Source organism: Leisingera sp. F5, from assembly GCF_001593695.1.
Window position 1 is genome coordinate 1 of record NZ_LUKH01000003.1, and the last position, 21,711, is coordinate 21,711.

13 protein-coding genes and 1 pseudogene are annotated in these 21,711 nt (G+C 59.6%); 6 read left to right on the forward strand and 8 right to left on the reverse strand.

The window, feature by feature from the left end; translation table 11 throughout:
• Positions 1-125: 125 nt before the first annotated feature.
• Both A2I95_RS02545 and tnpA read left to right on the forward strand, forming a co-directional pair.
• Positions 126-941, forward strand: a pseudogene (locus tag A2I95_RS02545) (hypothetical protein); the annotation flags it as partial.
• A gap of 415 nt (positions 942-1,356) precedes the next feature.
• Entirely contained in the window at positions 1,357-1,668 is a 312-nt protein-coding gene (tnpA, locus tag A2I95_RS02550) for an IS200/IS605 family transposase (protein WP_291727488.1), read from the forward strand.
• 321 nt (positions 1,669-1,989) lie between these two features.
• Here tnpA and A2I95_RS02555 read toward each other — a convergent pair whose 3' ends face one another.
• From A2I95_RS02555 to A2I95_RS02570, 4 genes are all read right to left on the reverse strand, one after another.
• Entirely contained in the window at positions 1,990-3,081 is a 1,092-nt protein-coding gene (locus A2I95_RS02555; protein WP_291727490.1) for an ATP-binding protein, read from the reverse strand.
• Positions 3,053-3,547 (reverse strand): response regulator, encoded by a 495-nt coding sequence (locus tag A2I95_RS02560; RefSeq protein ID WP_291727493.1) that lies wholly within the window; start codon positions 3,545-3,547, stop codon positions 3,053-3,055. Before A2I95_RS02560 ends, A2I95_RS02555 begins: the two co-directional genes overlap by 29 nt.
• Positions 3,548-4,071: 524 nt before the next feature.
• Complete coding sequence (locus A2I95_RS02565; RefSeq protein ID WP_291727495.1) at positions 4,072-4,617, reverse strand: response regulator; 546 nt, start codon at positions 4,615-4,617, stop codon at positions 4,072-4,074.
• A 464-nt stretch (positions 4,618-5,081) separates the two neighbouring features.
• On the reverse strand, positions 5,082-7,415 hold the full coding sequence (locus A2I95_RS02570; RefSeq protein ID WP_291727497.1) for a methyl-accepting chemotaxis protein: 2,334 nt from the start codon (positions 7,413-7,415) through the stop codon (positions 5,082-5,084).
• A 542-nt stretch (positions 7,416-7,957) separates the two neighbouring features.
• On the opposite strand from A2I95_RS02570, the gene A2I95_RS02575 reads away from it, so the two are divergent.
• A complete protein-coding gene (locus tag A2I95_RS02575; RefSeq protein ID WP_291727499.1) occupies positions 7,958-8,671 on the forward strand; it encodes a trypsin-like serine protease in 714 nt (237 codons plus the stop codon).
• Positions 8,672-8,740: 69 nt separating this feature from the next.
• Here the strand turns inward: A2I95_RS02575 and A2I95_RS02580 are convergent, their stop codons facing one another.
• From A2I95_RS02580 to A2I95_RS02595, 4 genes are all read right to left on the reverse strand, one after another.
• Complete coding sequence (locus tag A2I95_RS02580; protein WP_291727501.1) at positions 8,741-9,919, reverse strand: HlyD family type I secretion periplasmic adaptor subunit; 1,179 nt, start codon at positions 9,917-9,919, stop codon at positions 8,741-8,743.
• A complete protein-coding gene (locus A2I95_RS02585) occupies positions 9,916-12,222 on the reverse strand; it encodes a type I secretion system permease/ATPase (protein WP_291727503.1) in 2,307 nt (768 codons plus the stop codon). The genes A2I95_RS02580 and A2I95_RS02585 overlap by 4 nt, the downstream gene beginning before the upstream one ends.
• Complete coding sequence (locus A2I95_RS02590) at positions 12,219-13,508, reverse strand: TolC family protein (RefSeq protein ID WP_291727505.1); 1,290 nt, start codon at positions 13,506-13,508, stop codon at positions 12,219-12,221. The genes A2I95_RS02585 and A2I95_RS02590 overlap by 4 nt, the downstream gene beginning before the upstream one ends.
• 72 nt (positions 13,509-13,580) lie before the next feature.
• Positions 13,581-16,106, reverse strand: coding sequence for an Ig-like domain-containing protein (locus A2I95_RS02595; protein ID WP_291727507.1), 2,526 nt, complete (start codon positions 16,104-16,106; stop codon positions 13,581-13,583).
• Positions 16,107-16,836: 730 nt separating this feature from the next.
• Here A2I95_RS02595 and A2I95_RS02600 point away from each other — a divergent pair.
• From A2I95_RS02600 to A2I95_RS02610, 3 genes are read left to right on the forward strand one after another with little or no spacing between them, the layout of a single operon-like run.
• Complete coding sequence (locus A2I95_RS02600; RefSeq protein ID WP_291727508.1) at positions 16,837-18,771, forward strand: PrkA family serine protein kinase; 1,935 nt, start codon at positions 16,837-16,839, stop codon at positions 18,769-18,771.
• Positions 18,772-18,789: 18 nt separating this feature from the next.
• Positions 18,790-20,127, forward strand: a complete 1,338-nt coding sequence (locus A2I95_RS02605) for a YeaH/YhbH family protein (RefSeq protein ID WP_291727510.1) — start codon at positions 18,790-18,792, stop codon at positions 20,125-20,127.
• The gene (locus tag A2I95_RS02610) at positions 20,114-21,628 is read left to right on the forward strand and encodes a SpoVR family protein (protein WP_291727513.1); all 1,515 of its coding nucleotides are present in this window, start codon (positions 20,114-20,116) and stop codon (positions 21,626-21,628) included. Before A2I95_RS02605 ends, A2I95_RS02610 begins: the two co-directional genes overlap by 14 nt.
• The last annotated feature ends 83 nt before the right edge of the window (positions 21,629-21,711 follow it).

Consider the following 21,711-nt stretch of genomic DNA (forward strand, 5'->3'; position numbering starts at 1 on the left):
AGGAATGTCCGGGAATGGTTTGCCGCCCGAAATCAATTCGCTATCATGTTCGAGGAGCGCTTCAATGCGTGATCGTATCTGAAACCTGCATGGGCCGGGTCAGATACACAGAGTTCATGACACTCCCGTCGTTTCCGCATCTGACGCGGCCGGCGCTCCATCGGTGTCTTCAGCGGCATGGCATCTGGCGCTTGCCGGATGTCGAGGGTGACAAGCCAAAGCGGCAGCGGTTTAAGCGCTACCCCATCCACAGCCCGGCAGTGCATGTTCACATGCATGAGAGGGGGCTTCTTTCATATCGACATCGCCGAGATTCAGACGGTGGAGGGCAAGCTTTATCTCTTCGCGGGCATTGACCGGACCGGCAAGTTCGCTGTCACCACGACTCGTGGCCAAGGCAGATCGCAAAACAGCCTGGGAGTTCCTCGAACATCTGCTCAAGGCCGTTCCCTACCGGATACATACGATCCTGACCGAGCGCGCCATTGATGGCGCCATTGGTTCAAGCCCAATGGCGGGCGGCATCCAGTTCGCCGAGCAGCCCCGCAACCGGAACACAGCATATTCGCGGCAGATGCGCGTCGGCATGATCTGCGAGGCCAATGAGATCGAGCAACGGCTGACCAAGCCAAACCACCCATGGAGCTGCGAGGAAAGGCAAACAGTCCGGGGGACTGTTTGCCCGAGCGGCGGCCAGGTCGAGCGGATGAACCGAACGATCAAGGAGGCGACCGTCAAACGTTTCCACTACGGCAACCTCGACCCGTTGCGAACACACCTTGCCGGTTTCATGGCAGCCTGCGACTTCGGCCGCAGTCTCAAGACGCTGAACGCGTCTCACGCCCTGCGAATACATCTGCAAGATATGGGCTTCTGAGTCAGATCGATTCACCCTGAATCCGATCCACCAGATGCCGGTACTGAACACCTATGGGGCATAGCCTTTGCTGCACAGCCGTTCCGCTACGCCTCAGTCTGCCATTCGGTACCGCCGCTGATCCAGGCAGAAAAGACCTGTGGCGTGACGCAGGGGCGCATGCGGTTGGGGGATGCGGCTGCAGATCTGCATACCGCACAAGCGGCGCGACCAGCCTCGCCTCGCTGGCCGGTGCGCTGCGGGCTGGCGGGACTGTTGGCAGGGCTAGAGCTGGCCGGCATTATGCCTCTGCACTTTCCCCGCGCTCTTGTTCTTTGCCGTTCATCCCGGACCTGCTCATCCGAGAGATGACTGGCGGTTCCAATGAGGCTGCGGCAGTCAATGCAGCCTCTATGCCACTGTTTTAGTATCCACTTTCTGAAGCAAACCCTCCGGCTTCCAGCCGGAACCGCTTTAGCGTGAGGGAATCCGGTAAGGCCATGCAATATGATACCGGCAAACACTGCGTTTTCTGCCACCGCTATCACATCGTGCGGTCCGCCAAATACCGCTGCAAGGTGCTGCGCGGGGCGTTGCGTCTGCGGGTGCGCGACATTTGCCGCCAGGTCTGTACTGAGAACGGTGTCAGCCTCTTGCGCGGGGTGCTGTCGGGCGGCCACGTGCATATGTTCGTCCCGGTGCCGCCCAAGTTGGCCATTTCGGATCTGGTGCGCAAGATGAAGGGCCGTTCGTCTTACCGGGCGCAGCGGGAATTTCCGGCGATCCGCAGACGCTACTGGGGCTGCCGGTAGTCGCTCAGTATTTGGGCCACTGCCGGCCGTTGCGGCGGGGATGGCCAACGCCGAAACAGCATAACCGGAAGCGGGATGCCTGCAAGGCCGATCACCATTCTGGTCATGTGCCGGTTTCCTTGGGGTGGCCGGATTGCATCGAGGTTTCAGTTTGTTATTAGAACACGGGACAGGAAACCGCATGGCTGCTATCCGCGTTGAAGACTCCGGGGGAAGGATCTCTGGAAGTTCTTTCTACTCAGCAGGTATGGAGCGGAATGCAGCCACGGTCTGCCTTAACTGTTACAGGGCTGCCTGCTGCGGGAGGGAGGAGTACTGCTATCAAGCCGTTTCCTGTGCCAGCCCGGCCTCAAGGTCGATTGTGAAGCCGATCGTAGTGCCCGTGTCCGCCTCCGGGTCGCACCAGATCGTTCCGTTGTGACGCTTGGCGATCTTGGCGCAGGTCGCCAGGCCCAAACCGCTGCCTGGTTGATCACTGCCACGCTGCAGCCGCTTGAAGGGTTCAAAAATCTTTTCCCGGTATTGCGCTGGAACGCCGATACCGTTGTCCGCAACGGATATCATCAATCCGGACCCGGCGCGTTCCGCCGTTACGGAAATCTCAGCGGTTTTGCCGCCGCTGTATTTGATCGCATTACCAATCAGGTTTTGCAGCAATTGCACGATGTCCGGCGGGAAGCACAAGCCAGCCAGCCTGTTGGAGTGCCATGTTATCCGGGCGCCGGATTCCGCAAGATCCTGCGCCAAGATTGCCCGTAAGCTGTCAAAGAGGCTGTCGACGGTCACATAGGCAGGTTTGCCATTGCTGTGCGGGTTGATATGGGAGGCCGGCCCTTCGATCAGTTCAGATGTTTTGCGCACCGATTTTTTCATCAATTCGAATTGCCGGGCCATCTCCTCAAGATCGCCGTTCTGGTAATCCTCGTGTATTTGGTCGCTGAGAAACTTGATGGCCCGGATTGGCGCCCGCATGTCATGGACCAGCACATCGGAGAAAAGGCGCAGCTCGTTCTGCTGTTCCTGGATCCGCCAACGCATGTCTGCGACTTTCTGCCCGTTCGTGATCATCCGCATCAGGGCTTCGGAAGTGATCGCAGATTTAGGAATGTAGTCGCTGGCGCCGGCCAAAATGACACTTTTGGCGATTTCTTCGTCTCCCTGACCGGTCGTCATGAACAAAACCGCCCGCGGCCAGGTTTCGGTCAGCTGCGCAATCAGGTCGAGCCCGGTGCCATCCGGCAGGAGATAGTCCAGCAGGATCACTTCCACGGGAAGACCGGAGTGAGACAGGGCATCCTCTCCGCAGTCGGCCTCAATCACATTGGCATCCGGATAGAGATGCTGCAGCAGCCTGCGCGCAAGCTTCCGGTCTCCGGCGTCATCATCAATGACTAGGATGTTGAGGACCGTCATCGGACACCTTTCTGATGTGGATATCGGGCAGTTCTACAATCCGCCAGTAATTGTCGAGGGTTGCCATCAAGTCGACAAACATGTCGCCTGCCTTGGATTTGAGAATGTACCCGGCGACATTATTGGCGTAGGCAGCAGAAATGTCCCGCTCATCGGCAGAGGTTGTCAGCACAATAAAAAGAACCTTGTGCAGCACCGGGTCAGCGCGGATTTCCCTTAACAGCTCAATCCCGTTCTTGCGGGGCATATTGATATCGCTCAGCACGACGAAGTTGGGTGGCGGCACCTGGTTCATTTCACCGCGCAGGAAGGCCAGGGCCTCTACACCGTCCACGAACCGTTTGATCGGGTTGGCAATCCGGGCTCGGTCGAACGCACGGTGCAGGGCTTTTGCATCACCGTCATCATCTTCGACAAGGATGATGTTCAGGGCCGGGCGGTCGGCGGTTTGGGAACTGGAAATCATGCTGCCATATCCTTCATTAGCGCTTTCTGCGGCCACTTCATCTTGCAGCGGGTCCCTTTGGGATGTCCTGGTTGAGGCCCGGCATTACCGCAGCCTGTTTCTGTAGCCGGCGTCTCGGAGCGGGGCAGTCTGCAAGGGGATGCCGCAGGTGATTGCCCCACTTGGCACAAAAGACAGTGAACACAATTTCGGCCTTCAGTTTCATGGACCCCTTGGACATGTCTAAGGGTCTTCTGCACCGGAGGTGCAAAGCAGGATTTTACTGGATCATGCTGGGATTCGCTTTTGCAGTAATTTCCCGCGTGTCTGAGATGACGCTTTCCAAATCATCCATAAATACAACCAGATCTTTGCAGCTTCGCTCAAGCTAGTGAGACGTCGGATAAAATGGCGGATGGCACGGTGTCATCCTGCCGGGCTTGTGTCTTGACCATTCGAACACCGGCAAGCGTGCGGCTCAGCAGCAGCCGAAGGTCAGGCCCGCAGCCGACAATGAAGCGCTTGAAGATCCGCCGCAGCTCGTTTTAAGATGCGCGCGCACTGCTGAGCTGGCCATAAAGCGCACGCCGTTCAATCGCGGAGGCAATGGATTTGATCAGCGTGTCGGCGGACAGCTCTTCCTTGACGATGTAGTCGGCGCAGCCGCGGCGCATGGCTTCAACGGCAATTTGATAGTTGGTCATGCTTGTCAGCATGATCGGCACGGCCTGGACTTGTTCTTCATGCGTCAAGAGAATTTTGAGTGCGTCAAGCCCGGTATCCATGCCAAGGTTATGATCCAGAAACACCAGATCAAATTGCTCGATCTCCAGCTGCTGGCGCATTTCTTCCAGGTTGGCAGCCTCAAAGAACTCGGCCTTCATTCCGGCTTTGCGGCACAGTTTGTTCAGGCGAAGCCTGTCGATTTCGTCATCGTCCACAGACAGGATGTTGAGTATGACCGGCTGCAGAGCCGGCGGGGCAGTCATGTCCGAAAGGTTAGCATTTCTCATTCTGTTCCCATTGTGAAACACATTTTGCCCGAGGATGTGAGTGTCCGGAGCTACCCGTATAAGAATAGCGTGCCACATAGCGGCTATCGCATAGGTTAATTATCCTGACGAATTTGACTTAAGAAAGCCGAGGCCACGGATAGAGCGTCGGCTTTTGCGCTGAATTGCGCTGTGGCTCCTCCATTTTGGGACGTCTTTGCGAGGCGGGGGGATTGGTCCGGTACCAATGCTGCCGCCCTGCAGGAATGAGGAAGATGCTCTGTATTTTGGGCAGAGCTGCCGCCGCAAAGGCAGCCGCACCCATTTTGACAGGCCAAAATTCAAAGCTGTTTTGCAGGTATTTTGCGCTTGCGGACCCAATCCGCAGCAGAAAACAGTAGAATCTGGGGCCGGGCATGCCGCTCAGCATCGTTTACGGCGGACAAAGCGGCGGCGTCAGCCCCTTGCGGTACGGAGAGCGGTGGCAGGCTCTTTTAGAGAGACGCGGAACACAGAAACAGGCATTTTCGGGCCATCAAGAGACACAGTTCTTGCGGCTGGGGTCAAAAGTTCTCCCATTTGGCGATACCGTCCGTTCCTGTTGATGCAGAGGCGAAGGACTGATCTGTTGTGAACGTATCCGCCGCTGAGTTGTCCGCGGGCGTGCTGCTCCCGGCAGGCATTTGAATGCTCTGCGCAGTCTGCGATTGGCCTTTGATCGTGAAATGCGCCACAAGTTCTGCCAGTTTGCCGGCATCGCTGTTCAGCATGTGCCCAGCGGCGGTTGCCTGTTCCACCATTGCCGCGTTCTGCTGGGTCACCTGATCCAGCTGAGTAACACCGGTGTTGATCTCATGCAGGCCTGTCGACTGCTCCGCAGCCCCTTCGGCAATTCCGGAGACAAGCTCTGTGATATGAGCAACCCGCGACACGATCCTTTGCAGCGCCTCGCCGGCCTTGCCGACCAGATCGACCCCGCGCTCCACCTGTTTGGAACTGTCGCCGATCAGCGTTTTGATCTCCATTGCCGCGTCCGAAGACCGCTGCGCCAGCGCGCGCACTTCAGAGGCGACTACGGCAAACCCCTTGCCGGCTTCGCCTGCCCGCGCGGCCTCGACGCCTGCATTCAAGGCCAGCAAGTTGGTCTGGAAGGCGATATCGTCAATGACAGAAATGATCTGCGAAATGTGGTTCGAACTCTGCTCGATCCCGGTCATTGCGGAAACGGCATTCCGGACAACGGCGTCGCTGGTCTCAGCTTCCGAACGCGCTTCGTCCATGGTGGCCTCGACGCTGCGGGCGCCGTCTGCGGCGGATTTCACCGAAGCAGTCAGCTCATCCAGGGCTGCGGCCGTCTGTTCCAGCGTTGCTGCCTGGCTTTCGGTGCGGTGCGACAGATCATCAGATGCTTGACTGATCTCGGCAGCGCCGTTTCGGATACTGGCAGAAGCTTCGACAACCTTCTGCACGGTCTCGTTCAGGGTTTCGAGCGTCAGATTGAAATCAAAGCGCAGTTGCTCGTGATCCTGGGGGAATGTTTCGGTGATCGGCTGGGAAAAATCACCGGCCGACAGCCTGACCAGCCCGGCGCTGAGGCTTTCGACCACCGTTTGCTGATCCCGCTGCAGCTTGTTGCGATGCTCCTCGGCACTGCGGGCCTGTTTCAGGTCTGATTGCATCGAGACAAGCGTTTTGCCGATTTTGCCGATCTCATCGGACCGGTGGGCTGCTTCGACATCGATCTCCAGGTTTCCTGACGAAACCGCTTCCATATCTGTGCAAATACGGTCGATCGGCTTGGTGACCGAACGCGCAAACAGCCAGCCCGCCAATGAAACCAACGCTGCACAGGTGAGGGAGATAAGGATCATCATCCGCCGTTGCGTTACGGCCGGGGCCAGTATTTCCGCCCGGTCAAGTTCCGCGACCAGCGCCCACTGGAGGTTGCGGAAGGCCACCGGCATTGAAACGGCGGCAATTTTCCGGCCATCGGCCCGGGCAATTGAAGGGTAAAATGTTCCAGCAGCTCTGGGTTCTTCGTCTCCGGCCGGCACGGGCGCTGCGGCAAAGGCACCTTGTATATGGGGCAGAGGCGGCAATTCCTCCAGCAGGGCATGCCCGTCTTCCAGCCGGGACGGAGTCCGGGCCTTGAGATTTTGCCCAGTAAGGTAAACGTCCAGCGTGTTCAGCTCCCCGGTGTAGCTGGAGGTGATTCCGGCGATGCCGTCAATTGCGACCTGCAGCGCAAAGACACCGATGTAGCGCCCGCCGCTGTCCACGATACGGGTGGCGGCAAATGCTGCGGGAGCACCGGCACTGGGCTCATAAGATGCGATGTCGGAAAAATAGACAGTGTCTTTCTCACCAGCCGCAGCCAGTTGGAAAGCATGGGCAAGACCAGACTCCTTGAAGGGGCCGGCAGTCATGTTCGTCGTGTAATCGGCTTCCTTGGTAACAGAAAAGATCACGTCGCCCGGCGGGCTGATCAGGAAAATGTCGTAGAACCCAAGCCGCTCCATCATCTTTTTGAAGGCAGGGTGGTTGCGTTCGAAGTGAACATCATACGGCGAAGCGGCGGAGGCAAACATTGAAAGATTCTGAACCGCATCTTGCCCGGAGCCTTCACGTGTGCCCCAGGTCACTGCGAGGTCTTTCATTGCTTTGGCGGTTGATGGGACTGAAGAAATTGTCAGGATCGCGGATTCGATGGACGCGAGATAAGACTGCAACGCCGCCTCGCGATCCTGTATCATCGATTGCATGAATATTTCGGCATCGTGAACAACACTGCGCCGGAAGTAACTGCTGCTGAAAGCAATCAGGACAACTGTCAGAGTGAGTGCGGAACCGATGACAAGCATCGGCAGCTTGTGGGCCAGTTTCAAAGAACGGAACATTTCTAACTTGCGACCTCCGGGACGCATCCGCCGGGCGGTGGATGCAGGAATTGAAATTTGATCCCATACAACGCCAGATAGATTTTTGATCCGTTAAGACACCTGATTTTTCCAGGAATGAGCTGGGCGGGCAGCATCGGTTCCGGATAAAGAACGTTAACCATTTGGGCAGCATCGCAGCCAGCGAGCTGATGTGCCCGGTGCACGGTTCTGCTTCGAAAGCGCGGAAATCGTTAACGTATCCGAAGATTGAGAGCCTCGATTCGGGGGGGATAGCCCGGATCGAGTGGTCTCAGGCCGGTGAACGGCTGCGGAATTCTCCTTGTTTGTTGATGGTTTGGAAAAAATATTAACGAATTGTTCACTTTCTCTGGCGCTGCGGGGGGCTTTTTTGCCATGGTTAAGCATCAATAACCGGGGGGTTAGGGAATTGTTAACGCTGCCACATTCTGTCCATGAATCCGTCTCAGCCTGGCAACATTGGGCCTCATTCCAGCCGCACGCCTGAATAACGATGCGTCTGTGGGAAGCTGGAGTGGATAATGAGACTTCTTATTGCTGCGATTGCGGCGTGCCTGTCATTGGGCATGCCCGATGGCGTGGCTGCGGATGATTCGCGGTCGAACGTCAGGTCAATGGAAGGGTGGGAGGCCGTTGGACGGCTGAACATCTCCAACAAGAACATGTGCACCGGGGCGCTTGTCGCACCAGATTTGGTGCTGACGGCGGCGCATTGCCTGTTCGATCCCAGGACGGGGGCGCGGGTCGACCCGTCCACCATCAGGTTCGAAGCGGGCCTGTCCGGGCGGCAGGCCGTGGCCCTGCGGCAAGTGGTGAAAGCGGTGATGCACCCGCAGTACCGTTACCGGCCTGCAGGCACCCATCAGATCGGCAGCGATCTGGCGGTGCTGAAACTTGACCGGCCGATCAGCCGCAGCCAGGTTCAACCGCTGACAATGTCCAGCGGCGCAGCGCGGGGGGATATCCTGGGGGTTCTGTCCTACACCCGCAGGCATGCGACCCGGCCCAGTCTGGAGCGGTCCTGCAGCGTCCTGGCGCGGCAGAGCCGGACCTTGGTGATGTCCTGCCTGGTGGATTTCGGTGCTTCAGGCTCGCCGGTGCTGGAAATGCGCCCAGGATTGCCGCCGCGGCTGGTTTCGGTCATCTCGGCCAAGGCAGCGATGGGCAACCGCCGGGTGTCGATTGGAACGGCGCTGGATTCGACGCTCCGGGATCTGATGCGGCGGGCAGGCTGAGGGACCCAGCCGTATAAAGCACAGCTTTCTGCCTGCCGCCGGAACCGGGGGCAGGCGTTTTCCTTGGCATCAAGGCTCGCGCAGGGCTTCGCGGGACTTGTAAAGCGGTTTCAGGAGATATTGCAGCACGGTTTTGGCGCCGGTCTGCAGCTCTGCGGTTGCCCGCATCCCCGGGCGGATCTCGATGGTTTGCTGGCGTTCGGTAAAACCGGATTTGTCGACCCGGACCGTCACCCGGTAATAAGGCTCGGCGCGCGGATTGCGCTCGTCCTCGAAAGTGTCGGCGGAAACGAAATCCACCTTGCCGCGCAGGGAGCCGTAGATGGTGTAATCGTAGGCCGAAAGCTTGATCGTGGCGTCCTGACCGGGTTGGACACTGGCGATGTTCTCAGGCTTGATGCGGGCTTCGACAAACAGTTCTTCGCCCAGGGGGATGATCTCAAGTATCTCTTCGCCGGGACGGATCACGCCGCCGATCGTGGTGACGGACAGGCTGTTGACGATACCGGCCATCGGCGAGGTGATGATGGTGCGGTTCAGCTGATCCACCGCCAGACGCTGCTCCTGGCGCAGGGTGGTCAGCTCGCGCAAGGTCCGGGAGTACTCCTCGGCCTGTTCCAACTCTGCCTGGGTGCCGATCTCGTTGTATTTGGCGCGGGCATCGGTGGACAGTTTGCGGGCCTTGTTCACCTCGATCAAGGCCACGATCTTCTGCTTGTAGAGCCGCTCCATATTGGCCAGCTCGGCATTTTGCTGGTCCAGGATCTGTTTGGCGCTGTCACGGCGGCTGGTGAAATCGGTCTGGCGGGCAGTCAGCAGTCCGCGTTCAGAGGACAGGATGCCGGGTGAGCGCTGCGCCAGCATCTCCGGCACCGTGAATTCAAAGGCGCCTTTCATCTGCGCTTCCAGCCGGTGGCGTTTGATCTCCAGCGCATCGATCTGGTTTTGCAGCTCATCGGCTGCGGCGCGGAATTTGGTATCCTGCAGCTTGGCCAGCACCTGGCCTGCGGTGACGATGTCGCCCTGGCGCACCTGAAGTTCAGCCAGGATGCCGCCTTCGAGGTTCTGCACGATCTGGGCGCGGGACGAAGAAACCACTTGGCCCTCGCCGCGGACAATTTCGTCAATCGAGGCAAACGCGGCCCAGATCAGGAAGGTCAGAAGGGCAGCAAGCACCAAATAGATGATGCGGCTGGCGCTGCGCGGAGTCTCTGCGGTGCCGTATGGGTCGTGCAGGGACATGGTCATTTGCCTTCCCCGGCGGCCAGATGGGCCAGGACCTGATCTCGCGGCCCGTCCACAACCATCCGGCCCGATTGCAGGATCAGGGTGCGGTTGGTCAGCGACAGGATCGGCATCCGGTGGGTTGCGACCACTGCGGTGCGGCCTTCCAGCCAGCTCTCCAGACGGCTGACCAGGGTGCGCTCCAGTGTTTGGTCCAGGGCTGCGGTAGGCTCGTCCAGCAGCACCACCGAAGGATCCTGCAACCACAGCCGTGCCCAGCCGATGGACTGGCGCTGGCCGATGGAAAGGCCATGGCCGCCATCGCTGATTTCCAGATCCAGACCCTTGTGGTGGTTGCGCACATGGGCGCCGAGGCCGGCAAATTCCAGTGCTTCCATCAGCCGGTCGTCATCGCGCTCCAGCTGGTTAAGGTTCAGGTTGTCGCGCAGGGTGCCGGCAAACAGGCGCACGTCCTGGCTGAGATATCCAATGTTCGCCCGCAGGTCGCGCGGGTCGATTTGCGCCATATCGGTGCCATCCAGCAGGATCCGGCCGTGATCGGGGGCATAAAGCCCCGACAACAGCTTAAGCAGGGTGGATTTGCCCGAGCCATTGACGCCCAGCACTGCAACCCGCTGACCTGGGGTGACTGCCACGGCCTGCACATCCAGCGTCGGTGCGGCGTCGTCCTCATAGCGGAACAGGATCTCGCGCAGGTCGAACCGGCCTTCGATTTTCTGACGGCGCAGGTAGGTGCGTTCCTTCTCTTTCTCCTGCGGCGCCTGGGCAATGGCGTCCAGCCCTTCCAGCGCTGCCTTGACGTTGCTCCAGCGTGCCAGCGTGGCCGCAAACTGCGTCAGCGGCGCCAGGGTGCGGCTGGTCAGGATGCCGGTGGCGATGATGGTGCCGACGGTGAATTCGCCCGCAAACACCAAAAGCGTGCCCAGAACCACAGCGGTGATATAGGTCGCCTGCTGCACCCCTTGCGACCAGTACGTAAGGGCGCTGGACAGTTTGCGCTGCTCGGTCGCGGAATGCGAGGACAGCGTGTTCAGCTCATCCCACAGCCGCAGTACCCGTTCTTCGCCGCGCTGGGTTTTTACGGTGTCGAGTTCGGTGACCACCTCATGCAGCAGCCGCCCGGCCTTGGCGTTGGCGCCTTGGGTCTGGCGGGTCAGGGCGATCATCTTCTTCTGCATGAAATAGGCAGGCAGCAGCATCAGGATGCCGCCGGCGACAATCACCCAGACGACCGGCCCGGCGATTGAGGCAACCAGCAGCAGGAAGACTGCTATGAACGGGATATCGGCCAGGGTGGAGATTGTGGATGAGGTGAAGAACTCCCGCACCGAACCGAAATCGCGCATTGCAGCGAACAGGCCGGACGGCGGCAGTGGTTTCTTGTCAGAGCGCATGCCGATCAGGCGGCGCATCAAGTTGTGTTGCACCGACAGCTCGATCTGGCGGCCGGCGGCATCGGTCAGCCGCGCGCGGGCCAGCTTCAGCATCGCCTCCAGCGCAATTGCCAGAAAGGCACCGACCGCCAGCACCCATAGGGTGGCTTGCGATTGGTGCGGCACCACCCGGTCGTAGACCTGCAGCGAGAACAGTGCGACCGAAACCGCCAGGATATTGGCGACCAGCGAGCCCAGCATGATCTCGCCGACCTGGCGGCGGTATTTTGGGAATTCGCTCCAGAACCAGTGGCCGGGGTCGATCTGCGGCGTGTGTTTTGCCGCCATCTGCTTGAGCGAGGGGCGGGCCGACAGAACGGTGCCGGTGAAATAGGGGCTGAAGTCTGCCAGCGGCACTTCTGTGCGGTTGTCTGCGCAAGAGGTGTCGTAGATGGTCAGTGTTTCTTCGACCTGGCTCAGCACCAGCACGCATTGGCCGCCGGACATGACCGCAAGCGCGGGCCAGAGGGCCGGGTTCAAGGTTTGCTTTTCCAGGATCTTCGGCTGCAACCCGGTCGTGTGCAGCGCCTTGGCTAGCGTGTGCAGCGACAGGTCGCCGGGTGTTTCACTCCACAGGAAGGCGGCGACGTCGCTGACCGGCACTTCGCTGCCCTTCAGCGCGGCCAGGGTGGCAATCAGACTGGCGCGATGCTGAATGCGGGTTGCGGCGCCCTCCAGCAGCGAGCCGACTTCTGGCTGGGCGTCCTGCGGCGGGGCTTTTGGCAGCGGTTTGGCATCCGGCGCGGGGGCGGGCGTGTTGGCCGGCTGCATTGCCTGCGGTGTTCCGGTCCCGGAGACAGGTACCGCCCGCAGCACCGGCTTTTTGCCGGAGGCGGGCAGGGGGCGGGGCGGCTGTTGTATTGTGTCGGTCAAATCTTGTCCCCATCGGCCAGCAGCCCCAGGTCGCGTGCCAGCTGCAGCTGGATCAGCACAACCTCATACTTTGCGTCGATATAGGCCTGTTCACGGCGCACCAGCTCTTCATAAACCTGGATCACCTCCATCACCGGGCGCTGGCCCGCTTCGAACTGTTTTTGAAACAGGCCGTAAGTCTCGCGGCTGCGGCGCACCAGCGCGGCGGTCTCACCCTCCTGGCGCTGGTAGGATGCAATTTGCTGGATCTGGCGGCTGTAGGTGCGGCGGGCAATCTCTTCGGTCTCGCCAATCTGGCGGGTGGCGGCCTCCTTGGTGGCTTCCAGCGCTTGAATGGCGGCGGGTGTGCCCAATCCCAGCGGCTGGCCAACGCCCAGGGTCAGCCCGGCACCGGATCCGTCGGAGGTCACATTGCCTGAGGCCGCGATCTGGGGCAGCAGCCCGGCGCGGCCGGATTTGGCCTGGGCGATGGTGCGGTCCGCTTCGGCGCTTGCCTTCAGCACAGCCAGAAACTGCACCTGCTCCGGCGGCGTGGCAATGCCCAGATGCGAGGGCTTTTGCGCAAAGGTCTGGCCGGTCATCGCCTGCAGTTCGGCGCGTGCGGTTGCGGCGGCATCATGGGCGGTGGCCGTGGCGGTGCGGATGCCGCTGATCTTGCTGTCCACCACATTGAGGTCGGCGCGGTCCGACACGCCGCCGTCGACACGGCCCTGAACGATGCGGCGGAATTCCTGCATCCGGCGCAGGGCGCGGTTGCCATAGGCGGCCTTTTCATCGCCGCGCAAAGCAGCCGCATACAGCCCGACAGCGGTTTCGACGCGGCTGTTCATATCCTGGGACAGGCTGACAGCGGCCACCTCGACATCGGCAGCGGCAAAGGCGCGCTCGGCCTTGCGGCGGCCATTGTCAAACAGCACCTGCTCAATCAGCAGGCCAGCCACCAAATCCCCCAGATCAGTCAGGCTGACGGATGGGCCAAGGGTTGGCAGCCAGTTCTTGGAAGCCGCCTCGGCGCGCAGCTTGGCGCTGATCAGCTCTGCCTCGGCGGCGCGGGATGAGGCGGCAATTGCGGCCTCGGCCACTTGCCCATAGGCGCTGTCCTGCGCCAGCAGGGACCGGCGCCCCATCAGATCGTGGATCACCTCAGATGAGGCCTCGCCCGATTGTGCAAAATTGCTGCGCGGCGTGGTTTCCGCGTTTTCTCCGCCGCCGGACGGCAACGTCCGGGCGCAGGCCGACAGGCTGCACATCACTGCGATGGCGCAAAAAAAGCGTCCCGGTTGCATCCTGCCACATGCCCTTTTGTTTTAGGCTTTTGTTGGATTGGGCCCGGCGGCAATGACCGCCGGGCCGATAGATCAGATCACAACGTTAACGTCTTCATCCACGGACAGCGTGGTGCCGTCATCGCCGATTGTGTAGACATTGTAGGTCTCGCCATCGACAGTCTCGGTGCCCGCAGCGGTGGCCCCCGTGATGGTGAGCGTGTCGTCAGCTTCGCCGTGCACGGTGAGCTTGTCGGAGTTGCCTGACAGCGCATTGATATCGGCTTCGGTCAGGGTCAGGTCGACGGCGTCGGCATGAACCAGGTTCAGCTCGTCGATGTTGAACTGCGAAAGGCCCGAATGATCCAGCACAGCCGCGCCGGCACCGTCTTCGAGCACCACCATTGTACCAGAGCTGTTGCCCGCGTCATCCACCCGGTTCACGACAAGGTGCGAGCCATCCGGCACATCCGCATCGAAGTCGTACAGGGTCTGGCCGTTGCCAAGGTCGGTTTCGGTGCCGCTGACATCTGAGACACTGCCAGTGCTGGTCAGCTCATGGATTGTGTCGCCGGCCTCGAAATCGTCGCTGAAAACGCCGCTGACACTGGTGCCGGTGCTGATCACGTCGCCAATGTTAGGGGCATCGTATTCGGTGTCGACGCTGAAGCCCTCGGTCAGGGTCTGCGTGTTGCCTGCCGGGTCCGTGGCCGTGATTTCGGCTGTGGCCTCATAGGTGCCTTCGCGCAGGTCGCCGGCCTCAAACTCGGCTGTCCAGTTGCCGTCCGGATCCACCAGCGCGTTCCGGGTTACACCCTGAATGGTAACTTGTACTGCCGATCCGGGTTCGACGGTGCCGGACATCGAGAGGCCCGCAGCACTTTCCGCAAGGCTCACCACATCATCATCGGTCACGCTGTCCGAGGTGAAGGGCACCACTTCGGTGTCTATTGCCAGGGTGTCAGTGATTTCCGACGTATTGCCCACGGCGTCTGTGGCGGACACAACAACCGCTGCATCGTAGCTGCCCTCGGCAATGTCAGCGGCTGCAAAGGATACGCTCCAATTGCCGTCCGCATCAACTGTGGCGGTTTCAGTTGCATCACCCAGTTGCACAACAACCGTCGAGCCCGGCTCAACCGTGCCGGTCAGGGTCACCCCGTCGCTGCGTTCGGTCTCGTTGACGATATTGTCGCCTTCAATGCTGCCGGAGTTCAGGGTGAGTGGATCGACCACGGTATCGACATGGAGATCAGCCGTGGCGGTCGCCGTGTTGCCGGCTTCGTCGGTGGATGTGACGCTGACAGTGGTGTCGTATTCGCCGGCAGGCAGGGAGCCTGCTTCGAACTCTGCGGCCCAGTTGCCGTCTGCATCCACGGTTGCGGAGCGGGTCACGCCCTCAACGGTGACGCTGACGGTTGCGCCGGCCTCGCCGGTTCCGGTCAATGTCAGACCAGCAGTTGCTTCCGCATTGCTGACAATGTCATCTCCGCCCGCCTGGCCATTGTCGATGTCTACGGCCGTGGTCGTATCTACGCGGATCGTGCCGGTGACGCTGTCAGTATTGCCGAATGTATCGGTCGCGGTGACGCTGACCTCCGAGTCATATTCCCCGGAGGCGATTTCCGAAGCTGCGAAGTCAGCGCTCCAAGTCCCGCTTTCGGTCGCGGTAACCGTCCGGGTTACACCTTGGAAAGTGACTTCCACTGTGGCGCCCGCCTCGGCAGTACCGGTCAGGGTCACGCCATCGGCTGCTTCGGCGGCATTGATCATGTCGTCGCCGCCTGCCTGGCCCTCGTCGAGGCCGACGGTGGCAACCGTGTCGATTACGACAGCAGGACCATCCAGGTCGAACTCGGTCCCGTTCGGGTCAACCACATGCACAGTGGTATCATAGTTTCCGTCTTCCGGCAGATCATCGACCGGGAAGGTGACGCTCCAATTGCCGTCGTCATCGACGGTTGTGGTGGCTGTGGACGTGCCGACAGTGACGGTCACATCCGATCCCGGTGCGCCGGTGCCGGTGATAATCACCGGTTCGGTGGTGGAACCCGATACAGGGTAAGTCGCATCAGGATCGTCGACTGTCGGGACAATGCCGTTCGTCCCGCCGCCTCCGCCGTCACCGCCGCCTCCACCCACAATTGCCGCCGCGCCGACGACGCCGGCCGCGGCTCCGGCCGCACCCAGCCCGCCGAACAACGGCGCGGCCAGTGGTGCGACCACCGGCTCGATACGGTCAACGTCCAGGAACACCATCTCATCGTAGGCGCTCCACTTGCCGGTCAGATCAAGCGGCTCATATGTGGCAAAGAGCATGCCGCTGGACTTGTCTTCCAGGACAACTTCGGTGAATTCGCCGTCCTGGCTGAGGAACAGGTTCTTCCCGCCGGATGAGCCGTAGGAGTAATAGTTCTCAATCACCAGTTCCTGGCCATTGGCCAGGCTGATGTGCAGGTTGCTGCCCTGGCGGGAATAGCTTTCGACATCTGCAGGGCTGAGGTTCAGCGAGATATCCTTGGCATGGGCGGCGTCAATACGTGCCGGGGTGCCTTCGGAAAAGTTCCCATGCTGTGTAGTGCCCGCCATATCGCGGGAAATAAATGCGACCGTGCTCATTGTAATACCACTCATCTGTGCGCTGCGCCGCCGCAAATTGGCAGGTGCTGCGTCGTTCCGTTGCCTGTACGTTTGCCCTTCGACCGTCTTTTGCGGCCATTTTGAGGCCATACTGTGATGATTTTTATTGTGCTGTCCAGTGCTTCAGGGGCGGGCTTCAAGCAATTTGGGCGGCAACCGTGTCTTGAGTGCCGCAGAATTTCTAAGGCTTTTCACGCAGCCGTGATGTGGCCGCGCGGGGAGCCTGCACCGGAGGAATTGGCCGTCTTGCCTGGCGTTGCGCAGTGCTAACCCTGTTGTCCGGACGCGAGAAGCAGAAGGGCAAAGCTCCTTATGTGCCTGCAGCCGGCAGTGGATACGCGGCGGGACGTCCCGGATTTGCCGCGGCGCAGAAGGCGGTTGCAACACCAGTGATCGCCGCGATGTGATGAAAATTTCCTGCAAAAGTTTCTGGCAATTAATTAAAAGTACACCACTTTCAGATAGTAAGAAGTTCGTAATTGGTGTAAGCTCGAGAGTAAGTATCACGACGCCGCCAGCCTGGTATCCGGGCGCAGGCCGCCGCAAAGAGCGGCCAGCCGGACGTATAACGCCAGAAACGGCGCCGAGCAGAAATCAGAACTCAACACTGACGCGGACACCCATGCCCACGTACTGGGCGTAGTCTGTCTGTGCGCGAACTGACACGCCAGGAGGAACGGCGCCAGATAACCAGGAGGCTTGATTCAAGATGAAAGACATTGCCGAACTTTTTGCAGAGCAGTACGGCGAAACCCGCGAGCAGGAGATGCCGCTGCAGGAGTATTTGAACGCCTGCCGCGACGATCCAAGCCTGTACGCGAACGTCGCCGAGAGGATGCTGAAGGCAATTGGCGAAGAGGAGCTGGTAGACACGTCCAAGGACGCGCGGCTCGGGCCAATCTTTCAGAACAGAACGATCAAGCGCTACCGCGCCTTCCACGACTTCTACGGCATGGAAGACACGATCGAGCGGATCGTCGGCTATTTCCGCCACGCCGCACAAGGTCTGGAAGAGCGCAAGCAGATCCTTTACCTTTTGGGCCCGGTTGGCGGCGGCAAATCCTCGCTGGCGGAGCGGCTGAAACGCCTGGTCGAGGATCAGCCGATTTATGTGCTGAAAGCCGGCGATCAGATCTCGCCGATCTTCGAAAGCCCGCTGGGCCTGTTTGACCCGGTCCGCATGGGCAAGATCCTGGAAGATGAATACGGAATTGTTCAGCATCGTCTGCCAGGGCTGATGTCGCCCTGGGCAGTGCAGCGGCTGGATGAATTCGACGGCGACATCAATAAGTTCTCTGTGGTGCGCATGTATCCGTCGCGCCTGCGCCGCATCTGTGTGGCCAAAGTTGAGCCGGGTGATGAGAACAATCAGGACATCTCCACTCTGGTTGGTAAGGTTGATATCCGCCAGCTGGAGCATTTCAGCCAGGACAACCCGGATGCCTACAGCTTCTCCGGCGGCTTGAACCGCGCGAGCCAGGGGATTCTGGAATTCGTTGAGATGTTCAAGGCGCCGATCAAGATGCTGCACCCGCTGCTGACGGCGACCCAGGAAGGCAACTATATGGGCACCGAAAGCTTTGGCGCGATCCCCTTCAACGGCCTGATCCTGGCGCACTCCAACGAGAGCGAATGGCAGTCCTTCAAGAACAACAAGAATAACGAGGCCTTCATCGACCGGGTGTCGATCATCAAGGTACCTTATTGCCTGCGGGTCTCGGATGAATCGTCGATTTATGAAAAACTGATCGAGTTCAGCGAGTTGCGGGATGCGCCCTGCGCACCGGAGACGCTTAAGATCCTCAGCCGCTTCTCGGTGCTGACCCGCCTGAAACCGCATGAGAATTCAAACCTCTATTCCAAGATGCGGGTCTATGACGGCGAAAGCCTGAAAGACACCGACCCCAAGGCCAAGACGGTGCAGGAATACCAGGACCGGGCCGGCGTGGACGAGGGGATGAATGGCATCTCAACCCGCTTCGCCTTCAAGGTGCTGTCCACCACTTTCAACTTCGACACCAACGAGGTGGCGGCGGACCCGGTGCATCTGATGTATGTGCTGGAGCAAATGATCAAGCGCGAGCAGTTTCCGCAGGAGACCGAGCAGAAGTATCTTGAGTTCATCAAGACCGAGCTGGCGCCGCGCTATGAAGAGTTTATCGGCAATGAGATCCAGAAGGCGTACCTCGAAAGTTATACCGAATACGGCCAGAACGTCTTTGACCGCTATATCTCCTATGCCGATGCCTGGATCGAAGAGCAGGACTACAAGGATCCCGACACCGGCCAGCTCTATAACCGCGAAGTGCTGGATGCGGAGCTATCAAAGATCGAAAAGCCGGTTGGCATCGCCAATCCCAAGGACTTCCGCAACGAGGTCGTGAAATTTGCCCTGCGCCATCGCGCAAACACCGGCAGAAACCCGGCCTGGAACTCCTATGAGAAGCTGCGCGATGTGATTGAAAAACACATGTTCAGCCAGGTCGAGGAACTGCTTCCGGTGATCAGTTTCGGCAGCAAGAAGGACAGCAAGACCGAAGGCAAACATCAGGAGTTCGTCGAGCGTATGCGCGGCCATGGCTATACCGACCGCCAGGTGCGGCGTCTGGTCGAATGGTACATGCGCGTTAACAAGGCGGGCTAAAGAGGAGCGCTGTGGCATATGCATCATTTCATCGACAGGCGCGCCAATCCGAAGGGCAAGAGCCTCGGGAACCGCCAGCGGTTCCTGCGGCGGGCCCGGGAGAATATTAAGGAACGCGTCGACCAGTCGGTCCGGGGGAAATCGATCCAAAGCGGAAGCGGTGTCCCGGACGAAGGCGAAAAGGTCACAATCCCGACCAGAGGGCTGAAGGAGCCGCGGTTTTTTCATTCCTCCAAGGGCGGTCTGCGCCGTCATGTTCTGCCCGGCAACAAGGATTTTGTTGTCGGTGACACCATCAAGCGCCCGGACGGCGGTGCTGGCGAGGGCGGCCGCAAGGCCTCCGAGGACGGCGATGGTGCGGATGAGTTTTCCTTCACACTCACGCAGGAGGAATATCTCGAAATCCTGTTTGAGGGGCTGGAGCTGCCGGACCTTGTGGAAAAGGCCACGGTGGAGACCGAAACCATCGGCACCCGCCGGGCCGGCCTGACCACTGCGGGCACGCCCAATAACCTCAATCTGGTGCGCACCATGCGCAACTCTCTGGGGCGCCGGATTGCCTTGCAGCGTCCGACCACCAAGTCGCAGCGGGATTTGGAAGAGCAGATCGCCGAACTGGAAGCGCTGGAGGAACGCAGCCCGCCGCAGGAGGCATTTCTGGCCGAATTGCAAAAGAAACTCGAAGGCATCCTCCGCAAGCGTAAGGTCGTCGGCTATATCGACCCTCTGGATCTGCGGTACGACACCTTTGTGCCGGAAAAGATCCGCAATTCCCGGGCGGTGGTATTCTGCCTGATGGATGTCTCAGGCTCCATGCAGGAGCGGGAGAAGGATCTGGCCAAGCGGTTCTTCCTGCTGCTGCACCTCTTCCTGGAACGCTGCTATGAACACACCGAACTGGTGTTCGTGCGGCACACCCACCACGCCCAGGAAGTCGACGAGGAAACCTTTTTCTACGCCCGGGAAACCGGTGGCACCATTGTGTCCACCGCGCTGGAGAAGATGAAGGAGATCATCGAGGAACGCTACCCGCCGGATGAATGGAACATCTATGGGGCGCAGGCCTCGGATGGTGAAAACTTCGGCAATGACTCGGTGCGCTGCAAAAACCTGCTGCTGAACGATCTGCTGCCGGTCAGCCAGTTTTATGCCTATGTGGAAATCGTCGATGAGGCGGCGGAAATGCTGCTGAACAATCCTGAAGCGGGCGAAGACCTGTGGCAGAACTACCGTGACGTGAAGGGCCAGGCGCAGCATTTCGAAATGCAGCGGGTCTCGCAGCCCGGCCACATCTATCCGATTTTCCGGGAGTTCTTCCTCCCCAAGGTGAAAGGGGCGCAGAATGCAGGCAGCTGAAAAGGCGCGCAAGCCGCTGTTCGACGGGCCGGAGTGGACTTTTGAACTGATGGAAACAGCGCGCGACGCGATCGAGGAGATCGCGCTGGGCGACCTTGGGCTGGATGTTTATCCCAATCAGATCGAAATTATTTCGGCCGAGCAGATGCTGGATGCCTATTCCTGTGTCGGCCTGCCGCTGATGTATCAGCATTGGTCCTTCGGCAAGCATTTCGCCCGCGACGAGGCGCTGTACCGCACCGGCCGTCAGGGTCTGGCCTATGAAATCGTTATCAATTCCAATCCCTGCATCAGCTATAACATGGAAGAAAACACCATGGCGATGCAGACGCTGGTGATGGCGCATGCGGCCTTTGGGCATAACCATTTCTTCAAGAACAACTATTTGTTCCAGCAGTGGACTGATGCCGCGGGTATTCATGATTACTTGGCCTTTGCCAAGAATTACATCGCCGCTTGCGAAGAACGGTATGGCCCTTGCGCAGTCGAAGAGGTTCTGGATGCGGCCCACGCGCTGCAGTCCCAAGGCGTGTTCCGCTACGGGCGCCCGCCCAAGCCGACCACCGAGGAACTGGTGGCCATGCAGAAGGTGCGCGAAGGCTATGAAAGCGGCCAGAGCGTGCTGGATATCTGGACGGATACAACCCTGGGCCGGGACAAGCTGGAACTGGTTGAGGATGCCGATTTCAGTGCGCGCCGTAAGCAGATGAACCTGCCGCAGGAGAATGTGCTTTATTTTCTGGAAAAGCACAGCCCGGTGCTGGAGGCCTGGCAGTGCGAGCTTTTGCGCATCGTTCGGATGCTGGCGCAGTATCTCTATCCGCAGAAACAGACCAAAGTGATGAACGAGGGCTGCGCGACCTTCGTGCACTATTACATCATTAACAAGCTTTATGAGCAGGGCCAGATCACCGAAGGCGCCTATATGGAGATGATGCACAGCCACACCAATGTGGTGCTGCAGCCGGAATTTGACGATCCGCGCTTCTCCGGCCTCAATCCTTATGCGTTGGGGTTTGCGATGATGCAGGATATCCGCCGCATCTGTCAGGACCCGACCGATGAGGACCGCGAATGGTTCCCCGATTTTGCCGGTGATCCCGACTGGCGGAAAGTGATGCGCGATGCATGGGCGAACTACCGCGATGAAAGCTTTATCCAGCAGTTCCTGTCGCCGCATCTGATCCGGAAATTCAAGCTGTTCACGCTGACCAATGACGCCGATCTGCCCAATCTGGTCGTGAGCCAGATTCACAACCGGGCGGGTTACAAGGCGATCCGCCGCGATTTGGCAAAACAGTATGACCTGGCTTACCTGGAGCCGGATATTCAGGTGACAGACGCGGATTTGCGCGGTGACCGGGAATTGAAGCTGACCCACACTGTTCGCGACGGCATCCATTTGGATGAGGAGGATCAGGAAGAGGTGCTGAAGCACCTGCGCCGCCTTTGGGGGTACGATGTCAGTTTGGATGCGGTGGAGACCGCCTTCGAAAACTGACACTCTTCACAGGGCTGGATCCGCATATTGACGGCAGTCTTTCTGCCTGGCCGCAGAATTGAAAACGCAGGCCCAGGGGCCTG